This window comes from Haloferax sp. Atlit-4N, assembly GCF_003383025.1.
Taxonomy (GTDB): Archaea; Halobacteriota; Halobacteria; order Halobacteriales; family Haloferacaceae; genus Haloferax; species Haloferax gibbonsii.
Map to the genome: position 1 here is coordinate 973204 of NZ_PSYY01000001.1, position 25003 is coordinate 998206.

Consider the following 25003-nt stretch of genomic DNA (forward strand, 5'->3'; position numbering starts at 1 on the left):
TCGACAGCAGAGGGAGCCGCGTCCTCTGCCGCGCGCACTTCCACCGACGGAGGCGTGCCAGCAAACGCGGATTCCCAAGGTGATTCCGGGCAGGCAGACCCCCCGGTCGACTCCATCGTCGGGACGGCCGACGACGGCATCGTTCGCGAACTCGGGCACGACGATTTCGACCCGGTCGGGACGCTCGTGATCGTCCTCATCTACATGGCGATTCTCATCGGCATGTGGGTGTTCATGTACTTCGTCGAGTTCCTCGGACGGGGTCTCACGGTGGTGGGATAGATGGAGATTCACGCCTACGAGAAACTCTGGTTGGCGCTGGCGCTCGTCCTCATCGTCGGGTTCATCGGGACGATTACCTACGGGGCCGCGGGCGCGGGTATCGATATGATAGACGACAAGGGCGGAACGGTCGACCCGGCGACGCTCGACCAGCATCCGAAGTTCGGCGACCCCGGCATCGAACGCAACGGCGAGAACAGCTACGACGTGTACGTCGTCGCTCGCCAGTTCGTCTTCGAACCCGGCACGACCGAACCGCTCCGCGTTCCCGCCGGCAGCACGGTCACGTTTCACGTGACCGCCGCCGACGTTATCCACGGCTTCGAGGTCGTCGGCACGAACGCGAACACGATGGCCATCCCCGGGCAGGTCGCGGAGTTCACCGTCGAGTTCGGCGAGCCGGGCGAGTACGGGATGCTGTGCAACGAGTACTGTGGCTCCGGCCACCACGTGATGGAAGGGAAGATTGTGGTTATGGAACAGGAAGAATTCGACAGTTGGTACGACCAGCAACAGGCACAAGGGGAGGCTGAGAACTGATGGCGACCGCATCCGGCGGCGGCGGCGAGTTCGTCGATAAGTTCCCCGACGAGGCGGCGATCATCAAGGCGAGTTTCCTCATCGCGTTCGTCTCGCTCGGCATCGGTGCCTTCTTCGGCCTCGTCCAGGCGCTCCACCGCACGAACGTCCTCCGCGTCATCGACTCGGCGGACTACTACACCATGCTGACGGGCCACGGCGTGCTGCTCGCCATCGTCTTCACCATCTTCTTCCTCTGTGGGGTGTTCCACTGGGCGGTCGCCAGAAGCCTCGACCGACCCGCCGAGAGCGCGCTGTTCTCGTGGGCGTGGGTCGGCCTGATGACGACGGGCGCGGTTCTGGCCACCATCGCCATCCTCGGCGGCTTCGTCCCGAACCTCGGCATGAGCGCGGACGTGCTGTTCACGTTCTACGCGCCGCTCCAAGCCCACCCGATATTCTACATCGGGCTCGCGATGTTCATCGTCGGGACGTGGCTCTCCGGCGCGGACTGGTTCCTCTCCTACCGCGCGTGGCGAAAGGACCACCCGGACGAGCGCATCCCGCTGCAGACGTTCATGGTCCTCACGACCATGATTATGTGGTACATCTCCACCCTCGGCGTCGCCGTCTCGGTGGTGTTCTTCCTCATCCCGTGGTCGCTCGGCCTCATCGAGAGCGTCAACCCGCTTCTGACGCGGACGCTCTTTTGGTACTTCGGCCACCCCATCGTCTACTTCTGGCTGATGCCGGCGTACCTGCTTTGGTACACCGTGCTCCCCAAACTCGCGGGCGGTCGCCTGTTCAGCGACCCGCTCGCACGCGTGGTGTTCCTCCTGTTCCTCCTGCTTTCGACCCCGGTCGGGATTCACCACCAGTACCTCGACCCGGGCATCGCGGAGGGCTTCAAGTTCATCGCCATGACGAACACGATGTTCCTACTCCTCCCGTCGCTGCTCACGGCCTTTACGGTCGTCGCCAGCGTCGAACACGGCGCGCGCCAGCGCGGCGGTGAGGGCTACCTCCGCTGGCTCGGCGCGCTCCCGTGGCGCGACCCCGCCTTCACCGGGATGGCCCTCGCGGGTGCGATGTTCGCCGCCGGCGGCTTCTCGGGCATGATAAACGCCGGGATGAACATCAACTACCTCATCCACAACACGCTGTGGGTGCCGGGGCACTTCCACCTCACCGTCGGCACGGCCGTCGCGCTGACGATGATGGCCGGCTCGTACTGGCTCGTCCCGCAGGTCACGGGCACGAAGCTCTACAGCCGTCCCATCGGCCTCCTGCAGGTCATCATGTGGTTCGTCGGCATGGTGTTCATGTCGAACGCGATGCACCGCGCCGGCCTCGCCGGCATCCCGCGGCGCACCGCCGAACCGCAGTACCAGAACTTCGAGTTCCTGACGCCCATCGGGAGCATCTTCGAGCTTCGGGTGCAGATCGCCCTCGGCGGGACGCTCCTGTTCCTGTCGGTGGTGCTGTTCCTGTTCAACATCCTCCTGACCTCGCTCGGCGAGGAGTCCGACCGGCCGGTCGATTCGTACCTCCCCGAGCCGCTTTCGGGGCCCGAGGGGAGCCCGCGTATCCTCGACAACCTCGCGATGTGGACCGGTATCGCGGCGGTGCTCGTCGTGCTCGCGTACACGCTCCCGCTGGCCGGCATCATCCAGAACGGCGGCGGACTGTTCGGCGGCGGCCTGCCCGTTCCGGCGACCGTCTCGGCCGGCTTCGACCTCGTGATGACGACGGTCACGAGCGCGTTCAACACCCTCTGGGGGGTCGTCGCGTGAAGCTCACGAAGGCGCGGGCGCTCATCCTCATCGCGTTCAGCGTCCCCGTCGCCATCGAACTGCGCACGGTGGCGGGCTTCTTCAACGTCGAGCTCCCGCTCATCGCCGTGGCGGTCATCGAGTTCCTCTTTTTAGCCCTGCTGTTCGTGCTGTACGGGCTCTACGGCGAGGGGTCGGAGTCGGCGGCGTAGCCGACGACTCGAACAACGCTTCGACAGACCGAGCGCTCGTTTCGACGCCTGATTTTCTGTATCGCCGCCGCGAACTCCTCCACGCGACGCCGCCGTATCGACATAAAACCCCCGCGATAGCGTGGGAGACGACCGCTTCGTTTCCCGGTCGCTGGGAAGCAGTCTCCGTTTATATTCGGTCGTTTCGCGTAGGTACAAGCGATCATGAGCAACCTCGACTTGATGAAGGCCGGAATCGGCCTCGCGGTCGTCATCGGCATCGTCCTCACGGCGGTCGCCGGCTACGCGCTGTTCGCAACGTTCGGCGGTATCGAAGGCCTGACCGTCGCGCCGGAACTCCTCGTCTCCGTCCTCTTCGGCGGCCTGCTCGTCGCGGCCGCCGCGGGCGTCCGGCAGGTCGCTCCCCGGCCCCGAACCCGTATCTGAGCGTTCGCACCGACCGCACGACCGGCTCCGCTGGCCTCCGTTCTCCGTCACCCGACCCGCCGAGCGACCGCGCCGACCCGACGGCCGCGTCGTCGAGGCGAAAAGCGATACCGCTCGAACACCAATAGAATGACATGTACCACACCGTCCTCGTCCCCACCGACGGCAGCGCCCGCTCCCGCGCGGCGGCCCGTCGCGCTATCGACCTCGCGGGCGTCTACGGGGCGTCGATTCACGCCCTCGCGGTCATCGACACCGCCGACCTCGGACTGTGGACCGCTTCCGACGTGCCGGTCGAGCGAGTGCGGGCGAGCCTCCGCGACGACGCCGAGATGGCCGTCGAAGAGGTCGCGTCGCTCGCCGCGGACGCGGGCGTCCCCTGCGAGACGATGGTCAGAATCGGCGTGCCGTACCGGGAGATACTCGACGCGACGGCCGAGGCCGACGCGGACCTCGTGGTGATGGCGACGCACGGACGGACCGGTCTCGAACACGCGGTTCTCGGGAGTACGACGGAGCGGGTCGTCAGGCTCGCCGACGTGCCGGTGTTGACCGTCAGGGAGTGAGTCGACCCCGGCTCAGACCAACGCTCTGAACCCGTCGCGGAGCGCCCGCCGGCCGTAGACCGCGAGGCCGACGGCCCCGGCCGCGCCCAAGAGGAGCGGAATCACGTCGAAGCCGTCGACCGCAAGCCGGAGCGCGCCCCAGACGAGGAACGCGGCGGCCTGCGCGACGTAGAACGCGAGCGTCTCGTTGAACGGGACGAACCCCCCGGCGAGGAAGACGACACAGAGGAGCGCGATGCCGATAACGTCGACGCTCGTCGGCGGGAGCCAGCCGAGCGCGACCGCGCCGACCGCGAACGCGCAGAAAACGACGCCGACGGCGAGCCGTAGCGGCGCGATTTCGGCGAACAGCGATTTGTCCGGCGGGACGACGTTCGAACCGCCGTCGGTCAGGGTCGTCGATGTCGGAGTCACGTCCGTAGTTCGCGCAGAACTGTCAAAAGATTATCCGCACTCGGTCGCGGGGCGTCACTCCACGGGGATGCGACTGCCGCCGTCCCTGTCGGTCCGGTCGTCGCGGTCGACGGCGGGGCGCTCGTCGAGTTCGACGACGAGCGTCAGCGGGTCGCCCCCGCGGACGATGCCGACGGCGACCGGTTCGCCGGGTCGCGTCTCGGTGATGAGGTAGCGCATCAGTTCCTCGTGGGTGCGGACCGGGTTGCCCTCGATGGCGACGAGCACGTCGCCGCCGACGGGAATCGAAGCGCCGCGGTAGTCGGCCGATTCGTGACAGCCGCGGAGGAACCCCTCGTCACTGTCGGCACCGGCGGCGTCGACGACGAGGACGCCGTGAGGCGCGTCGAGGCCGTTCGCCTCGGCGACGGTCGGCGTCACGTCGAGGGTGCGCGCCCTGAGGTACGAGTGGCGGTAGCGGCCGTCGGCGACGAGGGCCGGAAGGATGCGGTTGGCGATGACGGGCGAGACGGCGAAGCCGATGTTGTCGCCCTGTTTAGCGCGGTTGACGCCGACGACCTCGTAGCCGGGGTCGGCGGTGTCGCCGCCGTCGGCGGGCGAGTCGCCCTCGGGGGCGGCGAATCCGACGAGCGGCCCGCCCGAGTTCCCGGGGTTGATGGGTGCGTCCGTCTGGACCACGTCCGGGATGGCGAACCCGTTCGAGGTGGGAAGCGACCGGTTCGCCCCGGAGACGATACCCGCGGAGATGGAGCCGTCGAGCCCCAGCGGGTTGCCGAGCGCGGCCACCGACCGTCCCGGCGCGGGGTTCTCGGTCGCCAGCGGGAGTGCCGCGGCGTCTTCGGGCAGGTCGTCGACGGCGACGACGGCGAGGTCGGTGTAGGCGTCCGCGCCCACGACCTCGCCGACGCGCCACGACCCGTCGGCAAAGCGGAGTTCGACCCGGCCGGCGTCTGCGGCGTCGGCGAGCCGAGAGACGTGCTCGTTGGTGACGAGATGCCGGTCGTCGTAGACGAAGGCGCTCCCCGCCCCGCCGGGCCGGCGGCGGCCGCCGACGTAGACGGAGACGACCGAGGGGATGACGTCGCGGTACAGCGCTTCGAAATCGGGATACGTTGGCATGGTGGTGCGACGGGGCGGCACATACCGCCGGGGCGTCGCTTACCTCGGGTTAGCGCCCAGCGGATTTGAGCGTGTCGTGTGGTGACAGCCGACACGACTGTCACGGGCGTCGACGCGGTCGGTGGCGGCGGCCGCGGGTCGCGAGCGAAACGATGCCGCGAGGCCCCCAATTTAATACTATCTGTAGTAAACGTCGAGACAGCAATGGTCGCACTCGACGTACACGAGGACATGCAACGACTCGCCGACAGCGGCGTCGTCGCGGTGATGCGCGGCGCGGACGCGGACACCATCATCGACGTGGCCGACGCGCTCCACGAGGGCGGCGTCACCGCCTACGAAATCACGGCCGACAACCCCGACGCGATGGACCTCATCCGCGAGGTGTCGGCGTCCTTCTCGGACCGTGAGGCAATCGTCGGAGCCGGGACCGTCCTCGACGCGCCGACCGCCAACGCGGCCATCCAGGCCGGCGCGGAGTTCGTCGTCGGGCCGAACTTCGACGAGGGCGTCGTCGAGACCTGTAACCGCTACGGGACGCTCGTCGCGCCGGGCATCATGACGCCGACCGAGGCGGTCGACGCGTACTCCGCGGGCGCGGACCTCGTGAAGGTCTTCCCCGCCTCCTCGCTCGGCCCCGGCCACCTCAAGAGCATGAAGGGGCCGCTCCCCCAGATTCCGATGATGCCGACCGGCGGCGTCGGCCTCGACAACGCCGCGGACTACGTCGACGCCGGCGCGGTCGTCGTCGGCGCGGGCGGCGCGCTCATGGACGGCGAAGCAATCGAAAACGGCGACTTCGAGGTCATCACCGAGACGGCCCGCGAGTTCTCGAACGTCATCGACGACGCGCGAGACGACTGAGATAGGCGGGGCTGGGTCGCCCGAATCGAGAGGCAGGCTGAACTGGCCGGCTTTTTGACGTTCTCAATTGGTGCTGAGGTTTGGAGTCGTACTGAACAGCGGCTGCTGATGTATTCTCCGACTGGTTTTCGTCCCCAGTTTCTGTCACAAGTGAGGTGCAAGACTATAGTAGCGTTTGCAAGTCAATGTACACTCAATCGCACGCTGTCGTGCGATTGGATGTGTAACCAGTTGCAAACGCTACTATAGCGGGAGAGTTCAGCAAGACTTCGATGTTCGTTTAACGCGACCAGAAACAGCCGTTAGGTCGGTGTGCATAGTAATCCTCGTGGTTTTCTAGCGTTCACCCGCTTCATCGAGACGGCGAGAGTGGTACTTTTGAAAGAAATGCAATGACAATCCGACAATAATTAGCATGAGACCGAGTGGGAGCGATATTAGTGCAAGAATCGCTCCGGCGATAGCGATGTCAATGAACTCCATGTGTTGTTAATATGTCATTTATAGCGCGATAGCTTGTGGGATTTATAATAATCCTCATATCTCTCACTCTCGGTCCCCGTCCAGATGACGACTGGCCAATGACCGACCCGCGCCCGCGATTCAGCACATCTCGTCGCTGTTATCAGACGAGTGGCTATTCGAGGTAGCCGATCAACGACTGAACTGCGTCCTCGACGACTGCATCCCGTAGCGTTCCTTGCCAGTAGTCGATATCCCCGCTTCCGAGTGACTGGACGCCCCAAGGGACGATGCGACTATCGTCAGGGGTGCCTCCACGTGACCAACTCGCCTCGGGTATTTCGAGGAAATCCTCGTGCCACGTCTTTGTCGTTAACGTCAACGCGATGTACTGGTCGCCGTGAAACGGTTGTCCCTCGTGATTCGAGATGATGAGCCACGGCCGCGCGTCTTCGTTACCCTTGAACGGGTCGTCACCGAAGACGACATCCCCGGGTTCGTACGTCGGGGTGTTCTCTTCGTCCGTCACACCTCGTCCCTCTGACTCGGATGGGCTTCTTCGGGTGCGTGTTCCTGCCACTCGTCTTTGTTCTCGGTCCCCAACTGTTCGTTGAACAGCGCCGTCGCTCGTTCGTATCCACTGTACGAGTGCAGCCGGTCCTCGTCAGTCGTGACTGCCCAGTAGGTCGCCTTGTGCTCGACGAGTCCACGTTGTTTCAACCGGGTCAGCGCGGTGCTTACCGCCCCCTCGTCGAGGTCTGTCTGTGTCGCAATTTCGCGGGCCTGGAACGCCCGGTCGTCGTGGGCGACGAGGAATCCGAGGACTTGGTCCGGGACAGACAGGTCCGTGAGTTCCTCTTCGCTCGTGTTCTCGAAGGTCTCCCTGTCTATCGACATCGTCGAGTGAACGTACTGTTCCCAGCGATAAGAGTGTAGCTAGTGAAATCTGTGAAAATACACTCGGTATGAGCCTTCCCCCTACCCATCCCGGAACTCACGGTTGTCAACAGAGTCAGTCTCTCCGACTCGAACCACCCGCCAATCGCTTCTTACCGAATCGACCGCACGCGTTCTTCGAACCCATCGGGAACCACGTCGGCGAGCGCGTCGGGGTCCGACTCGCCGTTGGCCGCGACGAGGTAGGCCGCGCCGTCGGCGTCGCCGTAGACGCGCTGGAAGTCGTAGACGAAGCCCCAGCAGTCGGTCGATTCGGGCACCTCGTCGCTCTCGGTGAGGTACTCCACCTGCCGGACGACCGCGTACTCGACGAGTCGGTTGACCGCCTCGCCGCCCGGCGTGTCCGCGTCGAACACGCCGAGTTCGCGGGCTTCCTCGGCGAGCGGGACGAGCCGCGAGACGGCGGCTTCGACCCCCGGGGGCAGGTCCCCGACGCTCCCGCCGGCGACGGTCTCGTAGGCGGCCGTCACCGCGCCGCAGCCCGTGTGGCCGAGGACGACCACGTCGGTCGTCCTGAGCGCCGAGACCGCGTAGCCGACGGCGTCGTTGACGACGAGTCTCCCGTCGACCTCGGTCCACACTTGGTTGCCGACGTTGACCGACGTGAACAGCTCGCCGGCCCTGTCGGCGCTCCAGGCCGCGTCGGCGGGGACGCGAGAGTCCGAACAGCTCACCGAGACGACCGCCGGCGACTGCGCCTCGCGCACGCCGTCGAAGTGGTCGGCGGCGAGGCTCTCGACGTGCCGTGCGTTCCCGGCCAAGAGTGACTCCAGCACCGTTCGCGTCATTGGTGTAGGTTGCGTCCGCGCGTCTATATAGCTCCCCGCTCGTCGCTCGATTCCTCGGGTTCGTCCTCGGCGTCGCCGGTCTGGTCGGCGTCGTCGCCTTCGTCACCGTCGTCCGAGTCGGAGTCGGTGTCGTCGTCGTTCTCTGCTCCGTCGTCCCTCTCGCTTTCGGACTCGGGTTCGGGTCCGGGCCCGGGTTCGGGTTCGGACTCGACCGACTCGCCCCAGATGAAGGGGTCGTCCGCCTCGGCTTCGTCGCCGTCACCGGCCTCCTCAGCGTCTTCGTCGTCCCCGCCGACCGCGGGTTCGGCCTCCTCGACGAACTCGGGCGTCTCGCTCACGTCGGTCTCGACGTCAGGGGTCGAGCCCGAGTCCGATTCGTCGGGGTCGCGGCCCGGCTCCGCGGCGCGGATGCCGAGCGCGGCCTGTCGGGACTGTTGTCGCGCCTCCCGGCGCGCCGCCAGCGCTTCGCGGAGGCGGTCGTTCAGCGTCTCCCGGAGCTCCGCCGCGTCGTCGACTTCGATGTCCACGGCCGTCGCGTCGCCGCCGACGAGGGAGATGCTCCCGGCCGTGTCCGCCGTGACCGTCGAGACGCGCCAGCGGCGCTGGAAAACCGTCCGCCGCTCGATGACCGTCTGGACCCGGTAGTAGGGGACGAAGCGCATCTCGCGCTTCCAGAAGCCGTTTCGGGTGACGAAGTGGTTCTCGGCGAGCGCGTAGCCGCGGTGCCGCCACTGCAGCGCGCCGGCGACGACCGCAACCGGGACGAGCGCCAGCGGCACGAACCACGGAACCTCCTGCGGGAGGAACCGGTTCGCCCCGTAGAGCGCGAGGGTCGCCGCGCCGAGGACGAGCGAGTACCGGACGGCGTAACGCCGGCGGATGCGCGTCGGCGGTCCTTCGAACGTCGGCTCCTCGACGCCTTCGAGGTCGGCGACGAGGCCGAGCACGCGCTCGCGGGTCGCAAGCGGGATGGCCGCCTCGGAGCCGCGACCGCCGCCGCCCGACCCGTTCGACCCGTCGGAGCTTGGGGCGTAGCCCGCCGTCTCCACGAGGAGCGTCGCGTAGCCGAACCGGCGCTTCAGGGGGTTGTCCTCGACGGTGAGCGTCTGGAGCTTGTCGAGCGGAATCGACCCGTTGTAGCGCTGGAGGAGGCCGCGTTCGTACTGGAGTTCGTCGCCGACGCGGGTCAGCCGGAAGCCGTAGTAGTTCACCACCGCGGAGGCGAAGCCGGCGGCCCACGAGACGAGCGCGACGAGGAGTCCCAGCGCGACGACGCCGACGCCCGCGGCCGCGACGCTCCCGGCGGGGACCGGCACGTCCACGTACGAGGCGACGATGGGGAAGGCGGTCGACCCGAACACGAAGACGAGGCCGGGCAGTCGGAGGTCGAACGACAGCGCGCCGACGATGGCCAGCTCTCGGGGCGTCAGTTCGAACAGCAGTTCCTGTTCGGGTTCGGTCGCGTCGCCCTCGGTACCGCCGCGCTTCAGGCGGGCGACCTCCGACTGGATGCGGCGGGCCTCCTCGTAGCTGACGAAGCGGAGACTTCCCTCGGTCTCGCCGCCGCCGGCGGTTTCGAGGTTCACGGCGGCGATGCCGACCAGCCGCTGGGCGACGTTGCGGGAGATGTCGACGTTCTGGATGCGACGGTAGGGTATCTCGCGGTTGCGCCGGGAGAACACGCCCGAGCGGATGTCCAGCGTGTCCGGTGTGAGTTCGTATTCGAACCGCCGGAAGTAGGCGAGTTCGTAGCCCGCGATGGCGACCACGACGACACCGACGAGCGCGACGGAGCCGAGGCCGCCGAGGAACCCGCCGAAGGCGGTTCCGCCGGTGAAGGCGAAGAAGGCGAGCGCGAAGACGATGCTGGCGCTGCGCTGGACCGCCCGGTAGGGGACCGAGAGCGGCGACAGCCGGGTCATACCGCGTCGTCGCCCTCGGACGCGATTGCGAGGCGCTTCAGTCGGTCTTGGAGGTCCTCCGCGCCCTCCGGCGTCAGTCCGGGAATCGACACGTCAGCGCCGCGGGAGCCGGCGGTGTAGACGACAGTCGACGCGAGGCCGACGAGTCGTTCGAGCGGGCCGCGCGTCGAGTCGACGTGCTGGACCCGGACGAACGGGACGACGGTATTGACCTTGGTGAGGACGCCGCGCTGGAGATACAGCGAGTCGTCGCGGACCTCGTAGCCCCACGCCCGATACCGGAGTAAGGCGACGGCGACGCCGACGACGAGGAAGACGCCGCCGACCGCGACGGGGACGTACGAGGGTATCGAGACGGGCGCGAACAGCGTCGCCGCGGTCGCCACGCCGCCGACGACGAGCGCGAACACGACCGCTCGGGCGACCCAGAGGAGACGGATACGGGGGTGGAGGCGATTCACGGGAATCCCTCCGAGCGCGTGAACATCGTATACTCCGGCGTCTCTTCGAACGGGTAAATAACTGTGGCCGCGGGAATCGGCCTACGGTGTGGCGGCGAGGCGACGCTCGACCCGGCGGGTCGCGGTGTCGAGCGTCGCGCCGACCTCCGCGAGCGTCGCGAGCACCGGGTACCGGACCGGCAGGTCGGCGTAGAGGAACTCCGTCACGTCCGGCACCAGCCCGGAGAGCGCCCGCCGGTGGTGGGAAATCGTCTCCTGTCGCGCCGCGACGAGCTCCGAGAGCCGCTCGCGGAGCGCGGAAAGGTCGCCGTAGAGCGTCAGCAGCGCGTCGAAGCCGCGTTCGGACAGCGGCGTCCGGTCGAGGTCGTCGAGCCGTCCGAGGAGGGCTTCGATATCGCCGCGCATCGACGCCACCGACTCGGTCTCCTCGTCGACGACTTCGATGAACTTCTCGCGCTCGTCTCGCGACGACGCGGCCGCCGCGGCGACGGTCCGCCGGAGCGGCGGCGAGAGGACGCTCGCCGACCGGAACGCGGTCGCCACGTCCGGGCCGAACTCGGCGGCGAGGCTCTCTTCGAAGGAGTCGCCGTACTCCTCGTCGTAGTGCGGGACGGACATCACGGTCCGCTCGTAGCTCCGGCGCAGGCCGGAGAGCGCCGCGTCGGTCCTTCCTCGCCCGCCCCGCTGGCCCACGAGCGTCGCGGTCGCGGGGGCCTGATTCGGAGTCGACGCCGTCGCCCGCGACGCGGCGACCTCCCGGCGGAACGCCCGGAACGCCTCGCGTTCGTCCACGCAGCGGCGGCGCTCGGCGCGGAGGGCGCTGCGGGCGTCGTCGAGGCGGTCGAGGCTCACCGCCATCGGACCGCCCCCGGAACGTCCGAGCCGACGGCCCTCCCGGGCGGCGCTCGCTCGTCGACGAGGGGGAGCGCCGACAGGTGGCCGCGGTCGGCGTGCGCGGCGATACCCTGTCCGTGGGCGGCCCCGCTGGCGGCGAGGGTGTACGCCTCGGCCATGCCCTTCGGTCCCGCAAGCGGGACGAGTCGGACGGTCGTCCCGCGGCGGTCGATGTCGACCACGACGAACGACTGCGGGAACGAGCAGGTCGCCGGGGCGATGAGTTCGCGGACGCCGCCTCGCACCGCCGTCGCGGGCCAGTGGATGTGCCCGGAGAGCACCAGCGGCACGTCGTGGCGCGCGAGCACCGCGGCGAGGTCGTCGGCGTTGCGGAGCTGGTAGAAGTCGGCGTCGGGGAACTGACCGGTGTGGCGGCGGGGGTGGAAGACGTTGTGGTGGAGGACGACGACCGGAGTCGCCGCGTCAGCGAGGACGGTGTCGAGCCAGCGGAGTTGAGAGTCGGGTACGGCCCCCTCGTGGGTGTCGGTGAGGGCGAGACCCGGACCGCCGCTGGCGGAGTCGAGGCCGACGATGTCGACGCCGCCGACCCGGCGGACGAACGGGAGAGAGCCGTCGGCGTAGCGAGACGCGAACTCGGCCGGCGTCGGGGCGTCGTAGTCGTCCCAGCGCTTCGGCACGTCGTGGTTGCCGGGGACCGCGACCCGCGGCCCCGGGAGGTCGCGGAGGATTTCGTCGACGACCTCGTACTCCTCGGGGCGGCCGTCGCGGGTCAGGTCGCCGAGGAGGACCGTCGCGTCGACGTCGAGGTCGGCGATGGTCGAGACGGCGGTCCGAAGCCGCGTCTCGCTCCGGTGGTAGACTTTCCACGTGCCGGACCCCGTCGGCGTGACGTGCGGGTCGGCGACGACCGCGAGCCGGGTCGGCGTCTCAGAGACCGGTCGTGCGAGGCGCGCGAGCACCGGGCCGGGGCCTCGCTCGGCCGACTTCCCGACCGGCGTCTCCCCGATGGTCGGCGGGGCGTCCGGACTCATCGGTCGATGGTCCGCGTGAACGTCCCCAGCGCGGTCTCCCGGTGGACGCGTATCCGCCCGGTGTCGGGACACAACTCGATTCGAAGCGGCGACTCGGTGGCGCGCGTCTCGTCCCCGTGCATACACGTGGACTCACCCGGACCGAGATGATAAACATGTCGCACAGAATATATATTTTAGAACGTAGATATAGATACTCTCCGGAGCCCTCCGGAGTCGGCTCCGGCGTCAGTTGAGGAGCAGGCCGGCGTCGACGAGGAGCAAGACGGCGACGAGCGCGGCACCGAGGTAGAACGGTGCGGCCTTCTCGGCGGGCGTTCGGACCTTCTTCTCCGCGAGGCCGTCTTTCGCGCGGGCCCGGCCGACTTCGACGAGGCCGGTCAGGACGAACCAGAGCGCGAGCATCCCGAGGACGAGGTGGCCGCGGCCGGAGCCGAACAGGCTGTCGACCGTGTAGCGCGTGCCGGCGAGGTGGCCGCCGGTCGCGAACATCACGAGCGAGGCCCCGCGAGACCACATCGTCAGGCGCGAGACCACCGATTCGAACGCGGCGGCGCGGATGTTCCCGGCGCGGGCGGTCGGCAACACGGCGAGCGCGAAAAAGAGGACGCTCCCCGTCCAGAGACCGCCCACGACGAGGTGGAGCGTTGCCATCACGGTGTCGATGAGTGCCATGTCCGTCGGGTTAGTTCAGCGATGCTTGAAGGTTTCACCTTCGCTCGGGCGGGACCGGCGGGGAGCTGGATGCGGACGACGGCGCGTGAGCGAGTCAGCGAGTCACCGCCGGGGCACCGACCTCAGCGAAGCACGGCGGGTGGCTTCGCCGTCACGTCGAGGTCGGCCGCGTAGTGGAGTATCGGGTCGCCGCCGGGGTGGTCGAAGCCGCAGGCCTCGAACATCGTGTTCGTGCGAATCTCCGCTTCCACGTCCTGTATCGGCCACGGGTCGTGGTCGATGTCGCCAATGACGACGGGCCAGTCGTCCGTGTAAAACCGGTAGTTCTCGACGAGGAACGCGTCGAGCGAGCCGGGTTCGAGGGTTCGAACCTCGCCGGTCGGTCGGTAGGTCGCCTCGAACCGCGCTTCCGGCGTCTCGGCGGTCGCCGGGCGATAGCTCTCGTAGTCGACCGCGCCGTCTCGCTCCTCGACCGAGATGTTCGCGTAGTGGTACGGGAGCCGGTAGCCCAGTCGGGCCATCGTCACGCCGAGGCGGTCCGCGGCGTCGAGGGTGAAGAAGTAGACGCCGCGGGGGCCGCCGTCGGCGGGTTCGACGTAGGTCCGGAGGTTCACCTCGGGGAACCCGAGCCCCACGGGCGACCCGCGCGGGCGGATGTCCGTCATGTCGAACGAGACGACGCCGAGCCACGCCCGCCCGTCGTGGGTGGCCACCGAGAGCCGGTCGGGGAGTCGCGGCTCCACGAGGTCGGGGTCGACCGGCCAGTGGGCGAACAGCGTGTGCCGCCAGCGCATCGACAGGAGGTCCATGACGGCCGTTAGGACCGACGACGGGTGTGGGTTTCGGCGCTTGCGGGGTCCGTGAGCTCGCTGCCGTCACCCGCCCACCCCGCCGAAACGAACTCCTGTCTGGCGACCAATCTCCGCCCATGGGACTCGAAAACGAAAGCGGCACGTTCGACATCGGCGGCGACCTCACGGTACACCGACTCGGCTTCGGCGCGATGCGTATCACCGGCGACGACATCATCGGCGAGCCCGACGACGTGGAGAACGCGCGAAAGGTCCTCCACGAGACGCTCGTCCACGGCGTCGACCTCATCGACACGGCCGACTCCTACGGCCCCGCCGTCTCCGAGCGCCTCATCGGCGAGGCGCTCGCGCCCTATCCGGACGACCTCGTGGTCGCCACCAAGGGCGGCCTGCTTCGCAACACCGACGGCGACTGGAAGCCAAACGGCGACCCCGACTACCTCCGGAACGCCGTCCTCGGGAGCCTCGACCGCCTCCGAACCGACACCATCGACCTCTATCAGCTCCACCGACCCGACCCGCACGTCGCCTTCGAGGACTCGGTCCACGCGCTCGCCGAGATGAAAGACGAGGGACTGATTCGGCACGTCGGCCTCTCGAACGTCTCGGTCGAACAGCTCGACGAGGCGCGCGACATCGTCGACATCGCCACGGTCCAGAACCGCTTCAACGTCGGCGACCGCGAGTTCGAGGCGAGCCTCGACGCCTGCGAGGAGTACGGTATCGGCTTCATCCCGTGGTACCCGCTCGGCGCGGGCGACCTCGGCGACCGGGCCGACGCCGTCTCCGCGGTCGCGGCGAAACACGATGCAACGACCCAGCAAATCGCTCTCGCGTGGCTCCTGCACCGCGCCGACGTGATGCTCCCCATCCCCGGCACGTCCAGCGTTTCGCACCTCCGAGACAACGTGGCGGCCTCGCACATCGACCTCGACGACGAGGACATGGACCGACTCGCCTGACATGAACTTCACCGTCGTGCAGGGCGACATCGCCGCCCAGTCGGCCGACGCGCTGGTGAACGCCGCGGGAACGAGTCTCCGCATGGGGTCGGGCGTCGCGGGCGCGCTCCGTCGCGGCGGCGGTCCCGAACTGAACGAGGCCGCGATGGCGAAGGGGCCGATAGACCTCGGCGCGGTCGCCGTCACCGACGCTTTCGACCTCGACGCCGAGGTCGTGATTCACGCCGCGGCGATGCCACACTACGGCGACGGGCGGGCGACCGCCGAGAGCATCCGTGACGCCACGCGAAACGCCCTGCGAGCCGCGGACGACCACGGTTGCGAGTCGCTCGTGATTCCGGCGCTCGGCTGCGGCGTCGCCGGGTTCGACCTCGCCGACGGCGCGCGACTCATCTGCGAGGAACTCCGGGCGTTCGAGCCGAGTTCGCTCCGCGACGTTCGGTTCATCGCCTACGCGGACGACGAGTTCGAGACGGTCTCGCGGGTCGCCGACGCGGTCGGGGCGGAGACGGAGGAATAACAGTGGGCGACGCGGGCGACCCGGGACTGTCGGCGGGCGGGATTGACGCCGCCGGAGTCGCCGACGAAGACGCCGCCTCGGAGCTGTGCCCCGTCTGCTCGACGCCCTACGACTCCGTCTCGCTCCACGACCGCGGCCTGCTCGTCAACCTCCTCGACAACGAGCGGTACCGTCGCGTCTGCTTCGAGCCGGTCGAACGCGACGGGCGGCCGCACGTCCGGTTTTTCCACCACACCCACGAGCAGGTCGGCGGGGACGACTGACCGAGTGAGAGCGGGGTGGCGAGCGGGTGCGGAGGCGCAAGCGACGCGACCGCACCTGATTCACCTCGACTCGCCTAACTCCACGGGCGTTCCGTGAACTCGCCGGCCTCGATTTCGCGCTCTATCTCGCGGAGCGTCGCGTCGTCGACGCTGACGAGGTGGCAAAGCGGGTGACCGGGCGCGGCGACCGGGTTCTGGAGGACGCCGGCGACGAGGCCGGTGAAGGGGGCCGAGACGCGCTTTTCTCTCGTCTTGAAGTGGTCCGAGATGGTGCAGATGGTGTCGCCCTCGTGGACCAGCGGCACGTCGCCGTACTGCATCTCGACGAGGCCGCCCACGTCGGCGCGGAGCCACGTCTTGTCCGTCGCGGAGTCGATGACGCGCGTCCAGCCCGGCCAGCTGACCGGCTTCTTCGGGAGGACGCCGTACTCGGCGAGGACGCTCTCGACGCCTTCGAGCGCGCGGTCGACCATCGCGGGCTGGAAGCGGTGGGCGCGGCCCATCTCGACGGTGATGGTCGGAATCCCGTCGTTCGTGGCGACGGTGCGGAGCGAACTCGCCTCGGCCTCGCCCGAGAGGATGAGGTTCGCGCCGAACGACCGCGCGAGGCGGGCGACCTCGGGGCGGTTCATGTCGGCGCGGACGTGGTACATCGTCGTCCGGTTGCGCGTCGAGGTGTGGAAGTCGATGCCGAGGTCGCAGGGCTCGACGAACCGACGGTAGATTTGGTTCGCCATGCGCTCGGCCGTGTTCGCGCCGTCGCGGCCGGGGAACGACCGGTTCAGGTCGAGGTCGTAGATGGGGATGTAGCGCTGTTGGGCGAGGTACCCCGGAACGTTCGCCACGTGGATGCAGACGATGGTACCGTGGATGTCGGCGGGGTTGTACCGGCTCGCGACCTCCTGCATCACCTTCACGCCGTTGAGTTCGTCGCCGTGGAGCGCCGCGGTCATGAAGACCGACGGCCCGCCCTGCTCGCCGTTGATGACAGTGACGGGTATCTCGACGGGGTCGCCGAGGTACGTTTCGCTGATTTCGTACCTGAGATGTCGCACCTCGCCCGGCGGCACCTCCGAGTCGTACCTGAACGGTTCGGGGTCCATGGGACGTTCATCGGAGCCGACGGGTAAGAAGGTTGACCGGCTTCTGGCCTCGTCCGGACAGACGCGGGACAATACGGCTATCTCCGCCGCAGTCGTCTGTCTCTCCGAGAGATGTGTATCCACAGATGACGGCGAAACGTCCGGTCTGCAAGCGGTGCGGTTCCCCCGTGGGCCCCGGTGGCGTGGTCGTCCGACACGCCGGCTCGGACCCCTTGCAGGTGTCGGAGTGCGGGCGCTGCGGCGCGATTATCGATATCGGCGGCGGGACCCGTTGGTGAACTGACGCGGCGACGACCGTCGCGTCGATTTACGTCGCTCGCGCGCCATGTCGTCCTCATGGCGACTCCTCGGCTCGACGACCCGCTCGACATCGGCGGGCTCACGCTGCGAAACAGGCTCTATCGCGCGCCGGTGCTCGAATGCGCGGGGACCGGTCCCGAGACCCCCGAGCGCCTCGCGGCCGAACTCGAACCCGCGGCGCGGGCCGGTGCGGGACTCATCTGTCAGGGGGCGACTATCGTCCGCGAGGCGGGCGGCTGCGCCGCGCCGGGGATGACGCGAATCGCGGACCCGGAGTTCGCGGCGTCGCTGTCGGCGGTGACCGAGCGAATCCACGACCACGGCGCGGCCGTCGCGGTCCAGTTGGAGTACGGCGGCCTGCGGAGCATGGAGACGTGGCACGCCGAGTACCGACGCGACCACCCGGGTTTGCGACAGCTCGCCGTCTCCCGGCCGCCGCGACTCCTCAGACTCCTCGACGCCCTCGGATTTCTCGACTACGACGCGCGCGTCATGACGACCGACGAGGTGTACGACCTCGCGGCCGACTTCGGTCGCTCCGCGGCGATGGCCGTCGACGCCGGCTACGACGTGGTCCACGTCGCCGGCGCGAACATGGGTATCGTCCACCAGTTCCTCTCGCCGTTCTACAACCGCCGGGACGACGAGTTCGGCGACGGCGTCCGGTTTCTGGAGGTCGTCGCCGACGAGGTTCGCTCGCGGGCGGGCGACGTGCCGCTCATGACGAAAGTGCCGGCGGAGACGGCCGCGCCGCCCGGCGTCCGCCGACGGCTGACCGAGGACGACGCGGTCGAACTCTGTCGTCGACTCGACGGGGCGGGCTACGACGCGCTCGTCCCCGTCTCGGGGTCGGTGTTCTGGGACGCGAGCATCGTCCGCGGGTCGTTCCCGGTCCGCGCGTGGCGCGACGACCGCTACCGCGACGGCTACGCCGCGGCCTTCGGCGGCCCGCTTCGCGCGCGACTCGTCGAACTCGGCAACCGAATCGAGGCGGCGTGGTACGACTTCGACCCGGCGTGGAACGCCGACCTGTGCCGTCGGGTCCGCGACGCCGTCTCGGTGCCCGTGCTCTGCGAGGGCGGCATCCGCGAGCGCGGCGAAATCGACCGACTGCTCGGTGACGCCTGCGACGCCGTCGGGATGGCGCGGCCGTTTTACGCCGAGCCGGAGCTCCCCGCGCGACTGCTCGGCCGCGACGTCTCGGCCGACACGCGGGTCGTCTGCGAGAACTGCAACAACTGCGCGGTGCCGCAGGCGACGGGCGCGCCGGGCGTCTGTCGAACGCCCGACGTGTTGGCCCGCGCGGGAACCCTCAGAATGGAGGGAGCATACGACACAGACTCCGAGACGGCGGACGACGACGAGCCCGACCCGGTGGGTTAATAAGGCTCTCGTCGGTCAATCTGGGTAATGGCGCGCGACCGGTCCGCGATGGAGTCGGCCGAACTGACGGCGGTGCTCGACGCGCTCGACGACGCGGACGCACGAGCCATCATCAGAGGACTCGAAGAACCCATGACGGCAAGTGAAATTTCAGACACGTGTGACATCCCGCTTTCGACGACGTACAGGAAGTTGGACCTGCTCACCGAGGCGGCGCTCCTCGCCGAGGGGACCCAGATTCGCGCGGACGGTCACCACGCGACGACCTACGAGGTCGCCTTCGACGAGGTTCGAATCGCTCTCAACGAGGACCGCGACTTCGACGTCGCGGTCGGCCGCCCGGAGCAGACGCCCGACGAACGCCTCGCGGACATCTGGTCGCGGGTCCGGAGGGAGACCTGATGGGGCACCTCAGCGCCTCGCCGACGATTACGACGATGATTATCGTCGTCAAGACGGGCATCCTCGTCCTCGGCGGGCTCATCACCTACTTCAGCTACAAGGCGTACCGGAACACCGGGGCGGCGTCGCTCCGCGCGCTCGCGCTCGGCTTCGGTATCGTCACGCTCGGCGCGATGCTCGGCGGCGCGCTCGACGTGATTCTCAACGTCGACCTCGCCACCGGACTGCTCTTCGACTCGGTGCTGACGCTCGTCGGCTTCGCGGTCATCACCTACTCGCTGTACGTCGACTGAGCTGGTTCGGGAGGCCGACCCCGGCCGACTCAGCTCGAACCGTCTCCGAACCAGCCCGTAACTCGCGGTCGCGCCCCCGCCGTTTCTGTCACGTCTCTCGGTCGTGAACCGCAGCGATATCCCGGGGCGTGTCGCTCGTCACCACGAACCAATGTCAGCAGGCATTATTGCTTAAATTGTGCAAAACCGTTATTAGGGAGCGGCCGGTACCAGTAGGTATGTCCGACGACGAACTGAACGATATCCGGCAGCAGAAACGCGAACAGCTCGAATCCCAGCTCCGCGGCGACGGCGGAAGCACGGCGAAAGAAGCCGCAGCTTCCCCCTCGGAGCCCGTCCACGTCGACGGCGCTGAGGACCTGGAAGACGTCGTCTCCACGAACGACGTGGTGCTCGTCGATTTCTACGCGGACTGGTGCGGTCCGTGCAAGATGCTCGAACCAACGGTGAAGAAGCTCGCGCAGAACACCGACGCCGCGGTCGCCAAGGTCGACGTGGACGCGAACCAGGAACTCGCCGCCCAGTACCAGGTCCGGGGCGTCCCGACGATGGTGCTTTTCGCCGACGGTGAGGCGGTCGAACAGCTCGTGGGCGTCCGCGGCTACGACGACCTGAAGAACCTCGTCGAATCCCACCTCGGGTAAGCGTTCTCTCCCCCCGAGACTCGGGGTCGATTTATTGGCGCTCTCGTCCGACCTTCGGGTATGCAACTCCTCGCCGAGCCCATCGACATCGGAACCCGGTCGCCGACGGTCCTTCTGAACGAGAGCGACGCGGCCGAGCTCGGGGTCCACGCGCTCGAACGCGTCCAACTGCGGCGAGACGGGCGGACGACCATCGCCATCGTGGAGCTGACCGACGAACTCGTTTCCGAGGGGACCCTCGGCGTGACGCGCCGACTCGGTCACATCGAGGGCGAGGTCGAGGTGTCGGTCGCGCCGCAACCCGACTCGGTGTACTACATCCGCAAGAAGCTCGACGACATCGAACTCGAAGCCGACGAACTGTCCCAACTCGTCCGCGACATCTACGAGGAGCGCCTCGCCGACGTGGAACTCGGGGCGTACGTCTCCGCGACCTACACGAACGGGCTGTCGATGGAGGAGACGATGCACCTCACGGAGTCGATGGCGGACGTGGGCGAGACGATCACGTGGGAAGAGCCGGTCATCGCCGACAAGCACTCCATCGGGGGCGTCGCGGGCAACCGCGTCACGCCGATTCTCGTCCCCATCGTCGCCGCGGCGGGGCTGAAGATTCCGAAGACCTCCTCGCGGGCCGTCACCTCGGCCGCGGGCACCGCAGATACGATGGAGGTCCTCTGCGACGTGGAGTTCTCCGTCGCGGAGATACGCGACATCGTCGGGAAGACCGGCGGCTGTCTCGTCTGGGGCGGCGCGGTGAACCTCTCGCCGGTCGACGACCGCATCATCCGCGCCGAGACGCCGCTCTCCATCGACCCGAAGGGGCAGCTCATCGCCTCCGTCCTCTCGAAGAAACAGAGCGCCGGCTCGACCAACGTCGTCGTCGACATCCCCTACGGCGAGGGCGCGAAAGTCGAGAGCCTCGCCGAGGCGCGCGAACTCGCGAAGGACTTCAACCGCGTCGGCGACCACCTCGGGATGGCGGTCGAGTGCGCCATCACGAACGGGGCCGCGCCGGTCGGCCGCGGGGTCGGTCCCGTGCTCGAAGCCCGCGAGGTCCTCGCCACCCTCGCCGGCGGCGGTCCGAACGACCTGCGGATGAAGGCGGTTCGCCTCGCCGACCTGCTGTTCGAGTCCGTCGGCGTCGACGCCGACGCCGCCGAGATTCTCGACTCCGGGCGGGCCGAAGAGACCTTCCGCGAGATACTCGCCGCGCAGAACGGCGACCCCGACGTGGAGGCCGCCGACCTCTCGCCGGGGCGGCACACCGTCGCGGTCCGCGCCGAACGCGACGGCGTGGTCACGCACGTCAACAACCGCCTCGTCAACGAGGTCGCCCGCCGGGCCGGCGCGCCGAGAGACCCCGGCGCTGGCCTCGAACTCCACCGCCGCCTCGGCGAGATGGCCGCCAGCGGCGAGACGCTGTTCACGGTCCACGCCGAGTCCGAAGACAAGCTCGCCGACGCGAAGGCGCTCACCGAGCGCGTCGAGACCGTCCGGGTTCGACACCCCGACGAGGCGCTCGTCGACCGGGTCTGAGAGCCGTCTCCGCGGCGACCTTTTTGCGTCCGACGCCCGTAGTTCTCGCATGGACGACCGCGTACATCCCGAGGTCCGACGCACCGCGACGGAAATCGACACGATGGAGATTCGCGGCGCGGCGACCATCGCCGACGCGGCCGCTCGGGCGCTCCGGACGCAGGCCACGGAGAGCGACGCCGCCGACGCCGAGGCGTTCCGGGCCGAGCTCCGCGCGGCCGCCCGGACGCTCCACGAGACGCGGCCGACGGCCGTGAGCCTCCCAAACGCCCTCCGGTACGTCCTCCGCGGCATGTCGAGTACGACCGTCGAGGGGCTCCGACAGAACGTCGTCGACTCGGCCGACGAGTTCTGCGCCCGGCTCGAACGGGCGCAGGCCGACCTCGGACAGGTCGGCGCGAACCGCCTCCGCGACGGCGACACCATCATGACCCACTGCCACTCGACGGACGCGCTGGCGTGCGTCGAGGCGGCGGTTGAGCAGGGAAAGCACATCGAGGCGGTCGTCAAGGAGACGCGGCCGCGAAATCAGGGACACATCACCGCGAAGCGACTCCACGAACTGGGCGTGCCCGTCACGCTCATCGTCGACTCGGCGGCCCGCCGCTACCTCAACGACGTGAACCACGTGCTCGTCGGCGCGGACGCCGTCGCGGCCGACGGGAGTGTCATCAACAAAATCGGGACGAGCGGCCTCGCGGTCAACGCCCGCGACCGGGGGACGCCCATCACGGTCGCCGCCCAGACGCTCAAGCTCCACCCGGGGACGATGACCGGCCACACCGTCGATATCGAGATGCGCGACACCGCCGAGGTCGTCGACGACGAGACGCTCGCGGAGCTCGGCAACCCGACCGTCAAGAACCCCGCGTTCGACGTGACGCCGCCACGCTACGTGGATGCCATCGTCACCGAGCGCGGGCAGTTCCCGCCGGAGAGCATCGTCATCCTGATGCGGGAACTGTTCGGCGAGGGGACCAGCGAACCGTGGGCGGAGCCCTAGTCACGACCGGCCGACGAGGTCGGCCATGACTTTCATCTCCGCTTTTCGCAGGTGCTCCGCCGCGGTGCTCGTCGAGCAGTCGAGCCGCGCGGCCACGTCGGCGACCGACCCGGTCCGCGGCTCGCGGTAGTAGCCGCAGTCGACGGCCGCCTCGACGGCCTCGCGCTGGCGGGGCGACAGCGACCCGGCCGAAACGCTCCCCGGCCCCGTGTACTCCCGCACCCGCACGACTTCGAGGCCGCGGCCCTCGGGGAGCTGTTCGACCGCCGACTGGAGCGCCCCGTCGGTCCCGACGAGCGTCATCGAGACCGTCCCGTCGCCGTCGAAGACGACCGGCGGGACGACGATGAGCCCGCCCCGCGTGACGGCGGCCGTCTGCCTCGTTCCCGCCGCGTCGAGCCGCTCGTCGACCACGATGAAAAAGGAGTCGCCTGGGAGCTGGGAGAGCTCGTACGACAGGATGCGCTCCGTCTCCGCGAGCGCCGCCTCGTAGGCCTCGACGTCGGTCCCGAAGACCTCGAAGACGATGGTGTTCCTGTCGGTCACCGCCGGGTTCCAGTGGTGGAGTTCGGTCCGCTCGAACGCCTCGTGTTCGACGACGAACTCGTGCATCGGATGCAGCTGTTCGTCGTCGGGCGTGAAGCGAAGCCTGACCGATTTCATGCCGGCGAATTGATTCGACTGCGACATAAAAACCGGCCGCACTCGTGAGGCAGAACGACGAACCGACGACCGGACGAACGGGCGGATGTCAACCGTCATGTCACTCGAACGCCCGCAGCAGTCCCCCGAGTCCGACGCCGACCCCGCCGCGCTCGCCGACGCTTCCGGTCCCCTCGACGCCGACGCGCTCCGGCGGGCGTTGGGCGACGCCGTCCTCGCCACCGAAGCGCACGTCCACGCGCCCGCGGTGCAGGTTCGCCCCGACGCGGTGCAGTCGTCGCTCTCGACGCTCCGCGACGACCTCGGCCTCGACCACCTCTCGTGTGTGACCGCCCAGGAGTACGAGGACCGCTACGAGTCCGTCTACCACCTGAAGTCGTACGACGACCCGACCCGAGAGGCGAGCGTCGTCGTCCCGACGCCCCGCTCCGACCCCGTCAGCCAGTCGGCCGCGCCGGTGTTCCGGACGGCCGAGTGGCACGAGCGCGAGGCGTACGACCTCGTCGGCATCGAGTACGAGGGACACCCGGACTTACGTCGTATCCTCCTGCCGGAGACGTGGCAGGGTCACCCGCTCGGGTTGGACTACGACCAGACGCGCCCGCAGGTGGTCCGGTACGACGAGAACGCGAACCCGCTGGCCGAGGACGGCCGCGCCGGCTCGAACACGATGCTTCTCAACATCGGGCCGCACCACCCGGCGACCCACGGCGTGATGCACCTGCAGGTCACGCTGGACGGCGAGCAGGTCGCCGACGTGGAGCCGGACATCGGCTACATCCACCGCTGCGAGGAGCAGATGTGCCAGCGGGGCACCTACCGGCACCAGATTATGCCGTACCCCGACCGCTGGGACTGGGGCGGCGGCGGCCTCCTGAACGAGTGGGCCTACGCCCGCACCGCCGAGGCGCTGGCGGACATCGACGTGCCCGAGTACGCGCAGGTGCTCCGGACGCTGGCGGCCGAACTGAGCCGCATCCTCTCGCACATGCTCGCGGTCGGCGCGTACGCGCTCGACGTCGTCGGCGACTTCACCGCGACGTTCATGTACGCCATGCGGGACCGCGAACTCGTCCAGAACGTCCTCGAAGACCTCACGGGCCAGCGGCTGATGTTCAACTACTTCCGGCTCGGCGGGGTCGTCTGGGACCTCCCCGAACCCCGCGAGGAGTTCTTCGAGAAGATTCGGACGTTCGTCGACGGCCTCCCCGAGAAACTGCGGGAGTACCACGACCTCCTGACGGCGAACGAGATTCTGCAGGCCCGCACGCTCGAAACCGGTATCCTCCCGCCCGAGGTGGCGAAGGACTACGGCGTGACGGGACCGGTTGCCCGCGGCTCCGGCATCGACTACGACCTCCGCCGCGACGACCCCTACGGCTACTACGACGAACTCGACTGGCAGGTCGCCGTCGAGGACGACTGCGACAACTTCGCGCGCCTGCTCGTCCGCCTCCGGGAGGTCGAGGAGTCGGCCAAAATCGTCGCGCAGTGCGTCGACCTGCTCGAAGAGTGGCCCGAAGACGAGCGGACCATCCAGTCGAACGTCCCGCGCACCATCAAGCCGGACGACGACACCGAGGTCTACCGCGCGGTCGAAGCCGCGAAGGGCGAACTCGGCATCTACATCCGCGCCGACGGCACCGACACCCCGGCGCGGTTCAAGATTCGCGGCCCTTCGTTTTCGAACCTCCAGTCACTCCCCGAGATGGCCGAAGGCGAGTACATCCCGGACCTCATCGCTGCGCTCGGGAGTCTCGACACGATAATGGGAGAAGTAGACCGGTAGCC

General features: G+C 68.4%; 31 protein-coding genes. 17 read left to right on the forward strand and 14 right to left on the reverse strand.

The window, feature by feature from the left end; all coding sequences use genetic code 11:
* The first annotated feature begins 54 nt into the window (after nt 1-54).
* The 6 genes from C5C07_RS05070 (at nt 55) to C5C07_RS05095 (ending at nt 3777) form a co-directional block, all read left to right on the forward strand.
* Nucleotides 55-282, forward strand: coding sequence for a hypothetical protein (locus tag C5C07_RS05070; RefSeq protein ID WP_004972352.1), 228 nt, complete (start codon nt 55-57; stop codon nt 280-282).
* Nucleotides 283-822, forward strand: coding sequence for a cytochrome c oxidase subunit II (locus C5C07_RS05075; protein ID WP_004972350.1), 540 nt, complete (start codon nt 283-285; stop codon nt 820-822).
* The gene (locus C5C07_RS05080) at nt 822-2594 is read left to right on the forward strand and encodes a b(o/a)3-type cytochrome-c oxidase subunit 1 (protein WP_004972349.1); all 1773 of its coding nucleotides are present in this window, start codon (nt 822-824) and stop codon (nt 2592-2594) included. Before C5C07_RS05075 ends, C5C07_RS05080 begins: the two co-directional genes overlap by 1 nt.
* A complete protein-coding gene (locus tag C5C07_RS05085) occupies nt 2591-2785 on the forward strand; it encodes a hypothetical protein (protein ID WP_004971074.1) in 195 nt (64 codons plus the stop codon). Before C5C07_RS05080 ends, C5C07_RS05085 begins: the two co-directional genes overlap by 4 nt.
* 204 nt (nt 2786-2989) lie before the next feature.
* Entirely contained in the window at nt 2990-3211 is a 222-nt protein-coding gene (locus C5C07_RS05090; RefSeq protein WP_004972345.1) for a hypothetical protein, read from the forward strand.
* 134 nt (nt 3212-3345) lie between these two features.
* Complete coding sequence (locus tag C5C07_RS05095; protein ID WP_115804672.1) at nt 3346-3777, forward strand: universal stress protein; 432 nt, start codon at nt 3346-3348, stop codon at nt 3775-3777.
* Nucleotides 3778-3789: 12 nt separating this feature from the next.
* Here C5C07_RS05095 and C5C07_RS05100 read toward each other — a convergent pair whose 3' ends face one another.
* Both C5C07_RS05100 and C5C07_RS05105 read right to left on the reverse strand, forming a co-directional pair.
* Complete coding sequence (locus C5C07_RS05100) at nt 3790-4191, reverse strand: hypothetical protein (protein WP_115804673.1); 402 nt, start codon at nt 4189-4191, stop codon at nt 3790-3792.
* A gap of 54 nt (nt 4192-4245) precedes the next feature.
* A complete protein-coding gene (locus tag C5C07_RS05105; protein ID WP_050458818.1) occupies nt 4246-5310 on the reverse strand; it encodes a S1C family serine protease in 1065 nt (354 codons plus the stop codon).
* Nucleotides 5311-5514: 204 nt separating this feature from the next.
* On the opposite strand from C5C07_RS05105, the gene C5C07_RS05110 reads away from it, so the two are divergent.
* Nucleotides 5515-6174, forward strand: coding sequence for a bifunctional 4-hydroxy-2-oxoglutarate aldolase/2-dehydro-3-deoxy-phosphogluconate aldolase (locus C5C07_RS05110; protein WP_004972338.1), 660 nt, complete (start codon nt 5515-5517; stop codon nt 6172-6174).
* 637 nt (nt 6175-6811) lie between these two features.
* On the opposite strand, the gene C5C07_RS05115 is transcribed toward C5C07_RS05110, so the two are convergent.
* The 10 genes from C5C07_RS05115 to C5C07_RS05155 form a co-directional block, all read right to left on the reverse strand.
* Nucleotides 6812-7165 (reverse strand): hypothetical protein, encoded by a 354-nt coding sequence (locus C5C07_RS05115; protein ID WP_004064183.1) that lies wholly within the window; start codon nt 7163-7165, stop codon nt 6812-6814.
* Complete coding sequence (locus C5C07_RS05120) at nt 7162-7533, reverse strand: helix-turn-helix domain-containing protein (RefSeq protein ID WP_004064181.1); 372 nt, start codon at nt 7531-7533, stop codon at nt 7162-7164. The genes C5C07_RS05115 and C5C07_RS05120 overlap by 4 nt, the downstream gene beginning before the upstream one ends.
* 152 nt (nt 7534-7685) lie before the next feature.
* On the reverse strand, nt 7686-8381 hold the full coding sequence (locus C5C07_RS05125; RefSeq protein WP_004972335.1) for a carbonic anhydrase: 696 nt from the start codon (nt 8379-8381) through the stop codon (nt 7686-7688).
* A gap of 23 nt (nt 8382-8404) precedes the next feature.
* Nucleotides 8405-10303: a PH domain-containing protein gene (locus tag C5C07_RS05130; RefSeq protein ID WP_115804674.1), complete on the reverse strand. Its 1899-nt coding sequence runs from the start codon at nt 10301-10303 to the stop codon at nt 8405-8407.
* Complete coding sequence (locus C5C07_RS05135; RefSeq protein WP_004972329.1) at nt 10300-10764, reverse strand: PH domain-containing protein; 465 nt, start codon at nt 10762-10764, stop codon at nt 10300-10302. The genes C5C07_RS05130 and C5C07_RS05135 overlap by 4 nt, the downstream gene beginning before the upstream one ends.
* Before the next feature lie 81 nt (nt 10765-10845).
* Nucleotides 10846-11622 (reverse strand): hypothetical protein, encoded by a 777-nt coding sequence (locus C5C07_RS05140; protein WP_115804675.1) that lies wholly within the window; start codon nt 11620-11622, stop codon nt 10846-10848.
* Nucleotides 11613-12650 (reverse strand): metallophosphoesterase, encoded by a 1038-nt coding sequence (locus tag C5C07_RS05145; protein ID WP_050458822.1) that lies wholly within the window; start codon nt 12648-12650, stop codon nt 11613-11615. Before C5C07_RS05145 ends, C5C07_RS05140 begins: the two co-directional genes overlap by 10 nt.
* A complete protein-coding gene (locus C5C07_RS22090) occupies nt 12647-12772 on the reverse strand; it encodes a hypothetical protein (protein ID WP_004043988.1) in 126 nt (41 codons plus the stop codon). Before C5C07_RS22090 ends, C5C07_RS05145 begins: the two co-directional genes overlap by 4 nt.
* A gap of 106 nt (nt 12773-12878) precedes the next feature.
* Nucleotides 12879-13325 carry a hypothetical protein gene (locus tag C5C07_RS05150; RefSeq protein WP_004972323.1) on the reverse strand — a complete coding sequence of 149 codons (447 nt, stop codon included), beginning with the start codon at nt 13323-13325 and terminating at the stop codon, nt 12879-12881.
* Nucleotides 13326-13447: 122 nt separating this feature from the next.
* Nucleotides 13448-14134: a YqjF family protein gene (locus tag C5C07_RS05155; RefSeq protein ID WP_115804676.1), complete on the reverse strand. Its 687-nt coding sequence runs from the start codon at nt 14132-14134 to the stop codon at nt 13448-13450.
* A gap of 119 nt (nt 14135-14253) precedes the next feature.
* On the opposite strand from C5C07_RS05155, the gene C5C07_RS05160 reads away from it, so the two are divergent.
* Genes C5C07_RS05160 through C5C07_RS05170 form a run of 3 tightly spaced genes read left to right on the forward strand, consistent with a single transcriptional unit; the run spans nt 14254 to nt 15882 of the window.
* Nucleotides 14254-15099 (forward strand): aldo/keto reductase, encoded by an 846-nt coding sequence (locus C5C07_RS05160; RefSeq protein WP_004972319.1) that lies wholly within the window; start codon nt 14254-14256, stop codon nt 15097-15099.
* A gap of 1 nt (nt 15100) precedes the next feature.
* Complete coding sequence (locus C5C07_RS05165; protein ID WP_004972317.1) at nt 15101-15619, forward strand: macro domain-containing protein; 519 nt, start codon at nt 15101-15103, stop codon at nt 15617-15619.
* A 2-nt stretch (nt 15620-15621) separates the two neighbouring features.
* On the forward strand, nt 15622-15882 hold the full coding sequence (locus tag C5C07_RS05170) for a hypothetical protein (RefSeq protein WP_233510286.1): 261 nt from the start codon (nt 15622-15624) through the stop codon (nt 15880-15882).
* Between the two features lie 74 nt (nt 15883-15956).
* Here C5C07_RS05170 and C5C07_RS05175 read toward each other — a convergent pair whose 3' ends face one another.
* Complete coding sequence (locus C5C07_RS05175; protein ID WP_004972312.1) at nt 15957-16985, reverse strand: succinylglutamate desuccinylase/aspartoacylase family protein; 1029 nt, start codon at nt 16983-16985, stop codon at nt 15957-15959.
* 336 nt (nt 16986-17321) lie between these two features.
* Between C5C07_RS05175 and C5C07_RS05180 the strand changes: the two genes are divergently transcribed.
* From C5C07_RS05180 to C5C07_RS05205, 6 genes are all read left to right on the forward strand, one after another.
* On the forward strand, nt 17322-18668 hold the full coding sequence (locus C5C07_RS05180) for an NADH:flavin oxidoreductase (protein ID WP_115804677.1): 1347 nt from the start codon (nt 17322-17324) through the stop codon (nt 18666-18668).
* Between the two features lie 27 nt (nt 18669-18695).
* On the forward strand, nt 18696-19070 hold the full coding sequence (locus tag C5C07_RS05185; protein ID WP_004972307.1) for a helix-turn-helix domain-containing protein: 375 nt from the start codon (nt 18696-18698) through the stop codon (nt 19068-19070).
* Nucleotides 19070-19363 (forward strand): hypothetical protein, encoded by a 294-nt coding sequence (locus C5C07_RS05190; protein WP_004972305.1) that lies wholly within the window; start codon nt 19070-19072, stop codon nt 19361-19363. The genes C5C07_RS05185 and C5C07_RS05190 overlap by 1 nt, the downstream gene beginning before the upstream one ends.
* A 218-nt stretch (nt 19364-19581) precedes the next feature.
* Nucleotides 19582-20007, forward strand: a complete 426-nt coding sequence (gene trxA / locus C5C07_RS05195) for a thioredoxin (RefSeq protein WP_004972302.1) — start codon at nt 19582-19584, stop codon at nt 20005-20007.
* Between the two features lie 60 nt (nt 20008-20067).
* Nucleotides 20068-21546 carry an AMP phosphorylase gene (locus tag C5C07_RS05200; protein WP_004972300.1) on the forward strand — a complete coding sequence of 493 codons (1479 nt, stop codon included), beginning with the start codon at nt 20068-20070 and terminating at the stop codon, nt 21544-21546.
* 49 nt (nt 21547-21595) lie between these two features.
* On the forward strand, nt 21596-22549 hold the full coding sequence (locus C5C07_RS05205; RefSeq protein WP_004972298.1) for a ribose 1,5-bisphosphate isomerase: 954 nt from the start codon (nt 21596-21598) through the stop codon (nt 22547-22549).
* Here C5C07_RS05205 and C5C07_RS05210 read toward each other — a convergent pair whose 3' ends face one another.
* Nucleotides 22550-23212, reverse strand: coding sequence for a helix-turn-helix domain-containing protein (locus tag C5C07_RS05210; protein WP_050458829.1), 663 nt, complete (start codon nt 23210-23212; stop codon nt 22550-22552).
* Between the two features lie 97 nt (nt 23213-23309).
* Here C5C07_RS05210 and C5C07_RS05215 point away from each other — a divergent pair, with 97 nt between their 5' ends.
* Nucleotides 23310-25001 carry an NADH-quinone oxidoreductase subunit D gene (locus C5C07_RS05215; protein ID WP_115804940.1) on the forward strand — a complete coding sequence of 564 codons (1692 nt, stop codon included), beginning with the start codon at nt 23310-23312 and terminating at the stop codon, nt 24999-25001.
* The last annotated feature ends 2 nt before the right edge of the window (nt 25002-25003 follow it).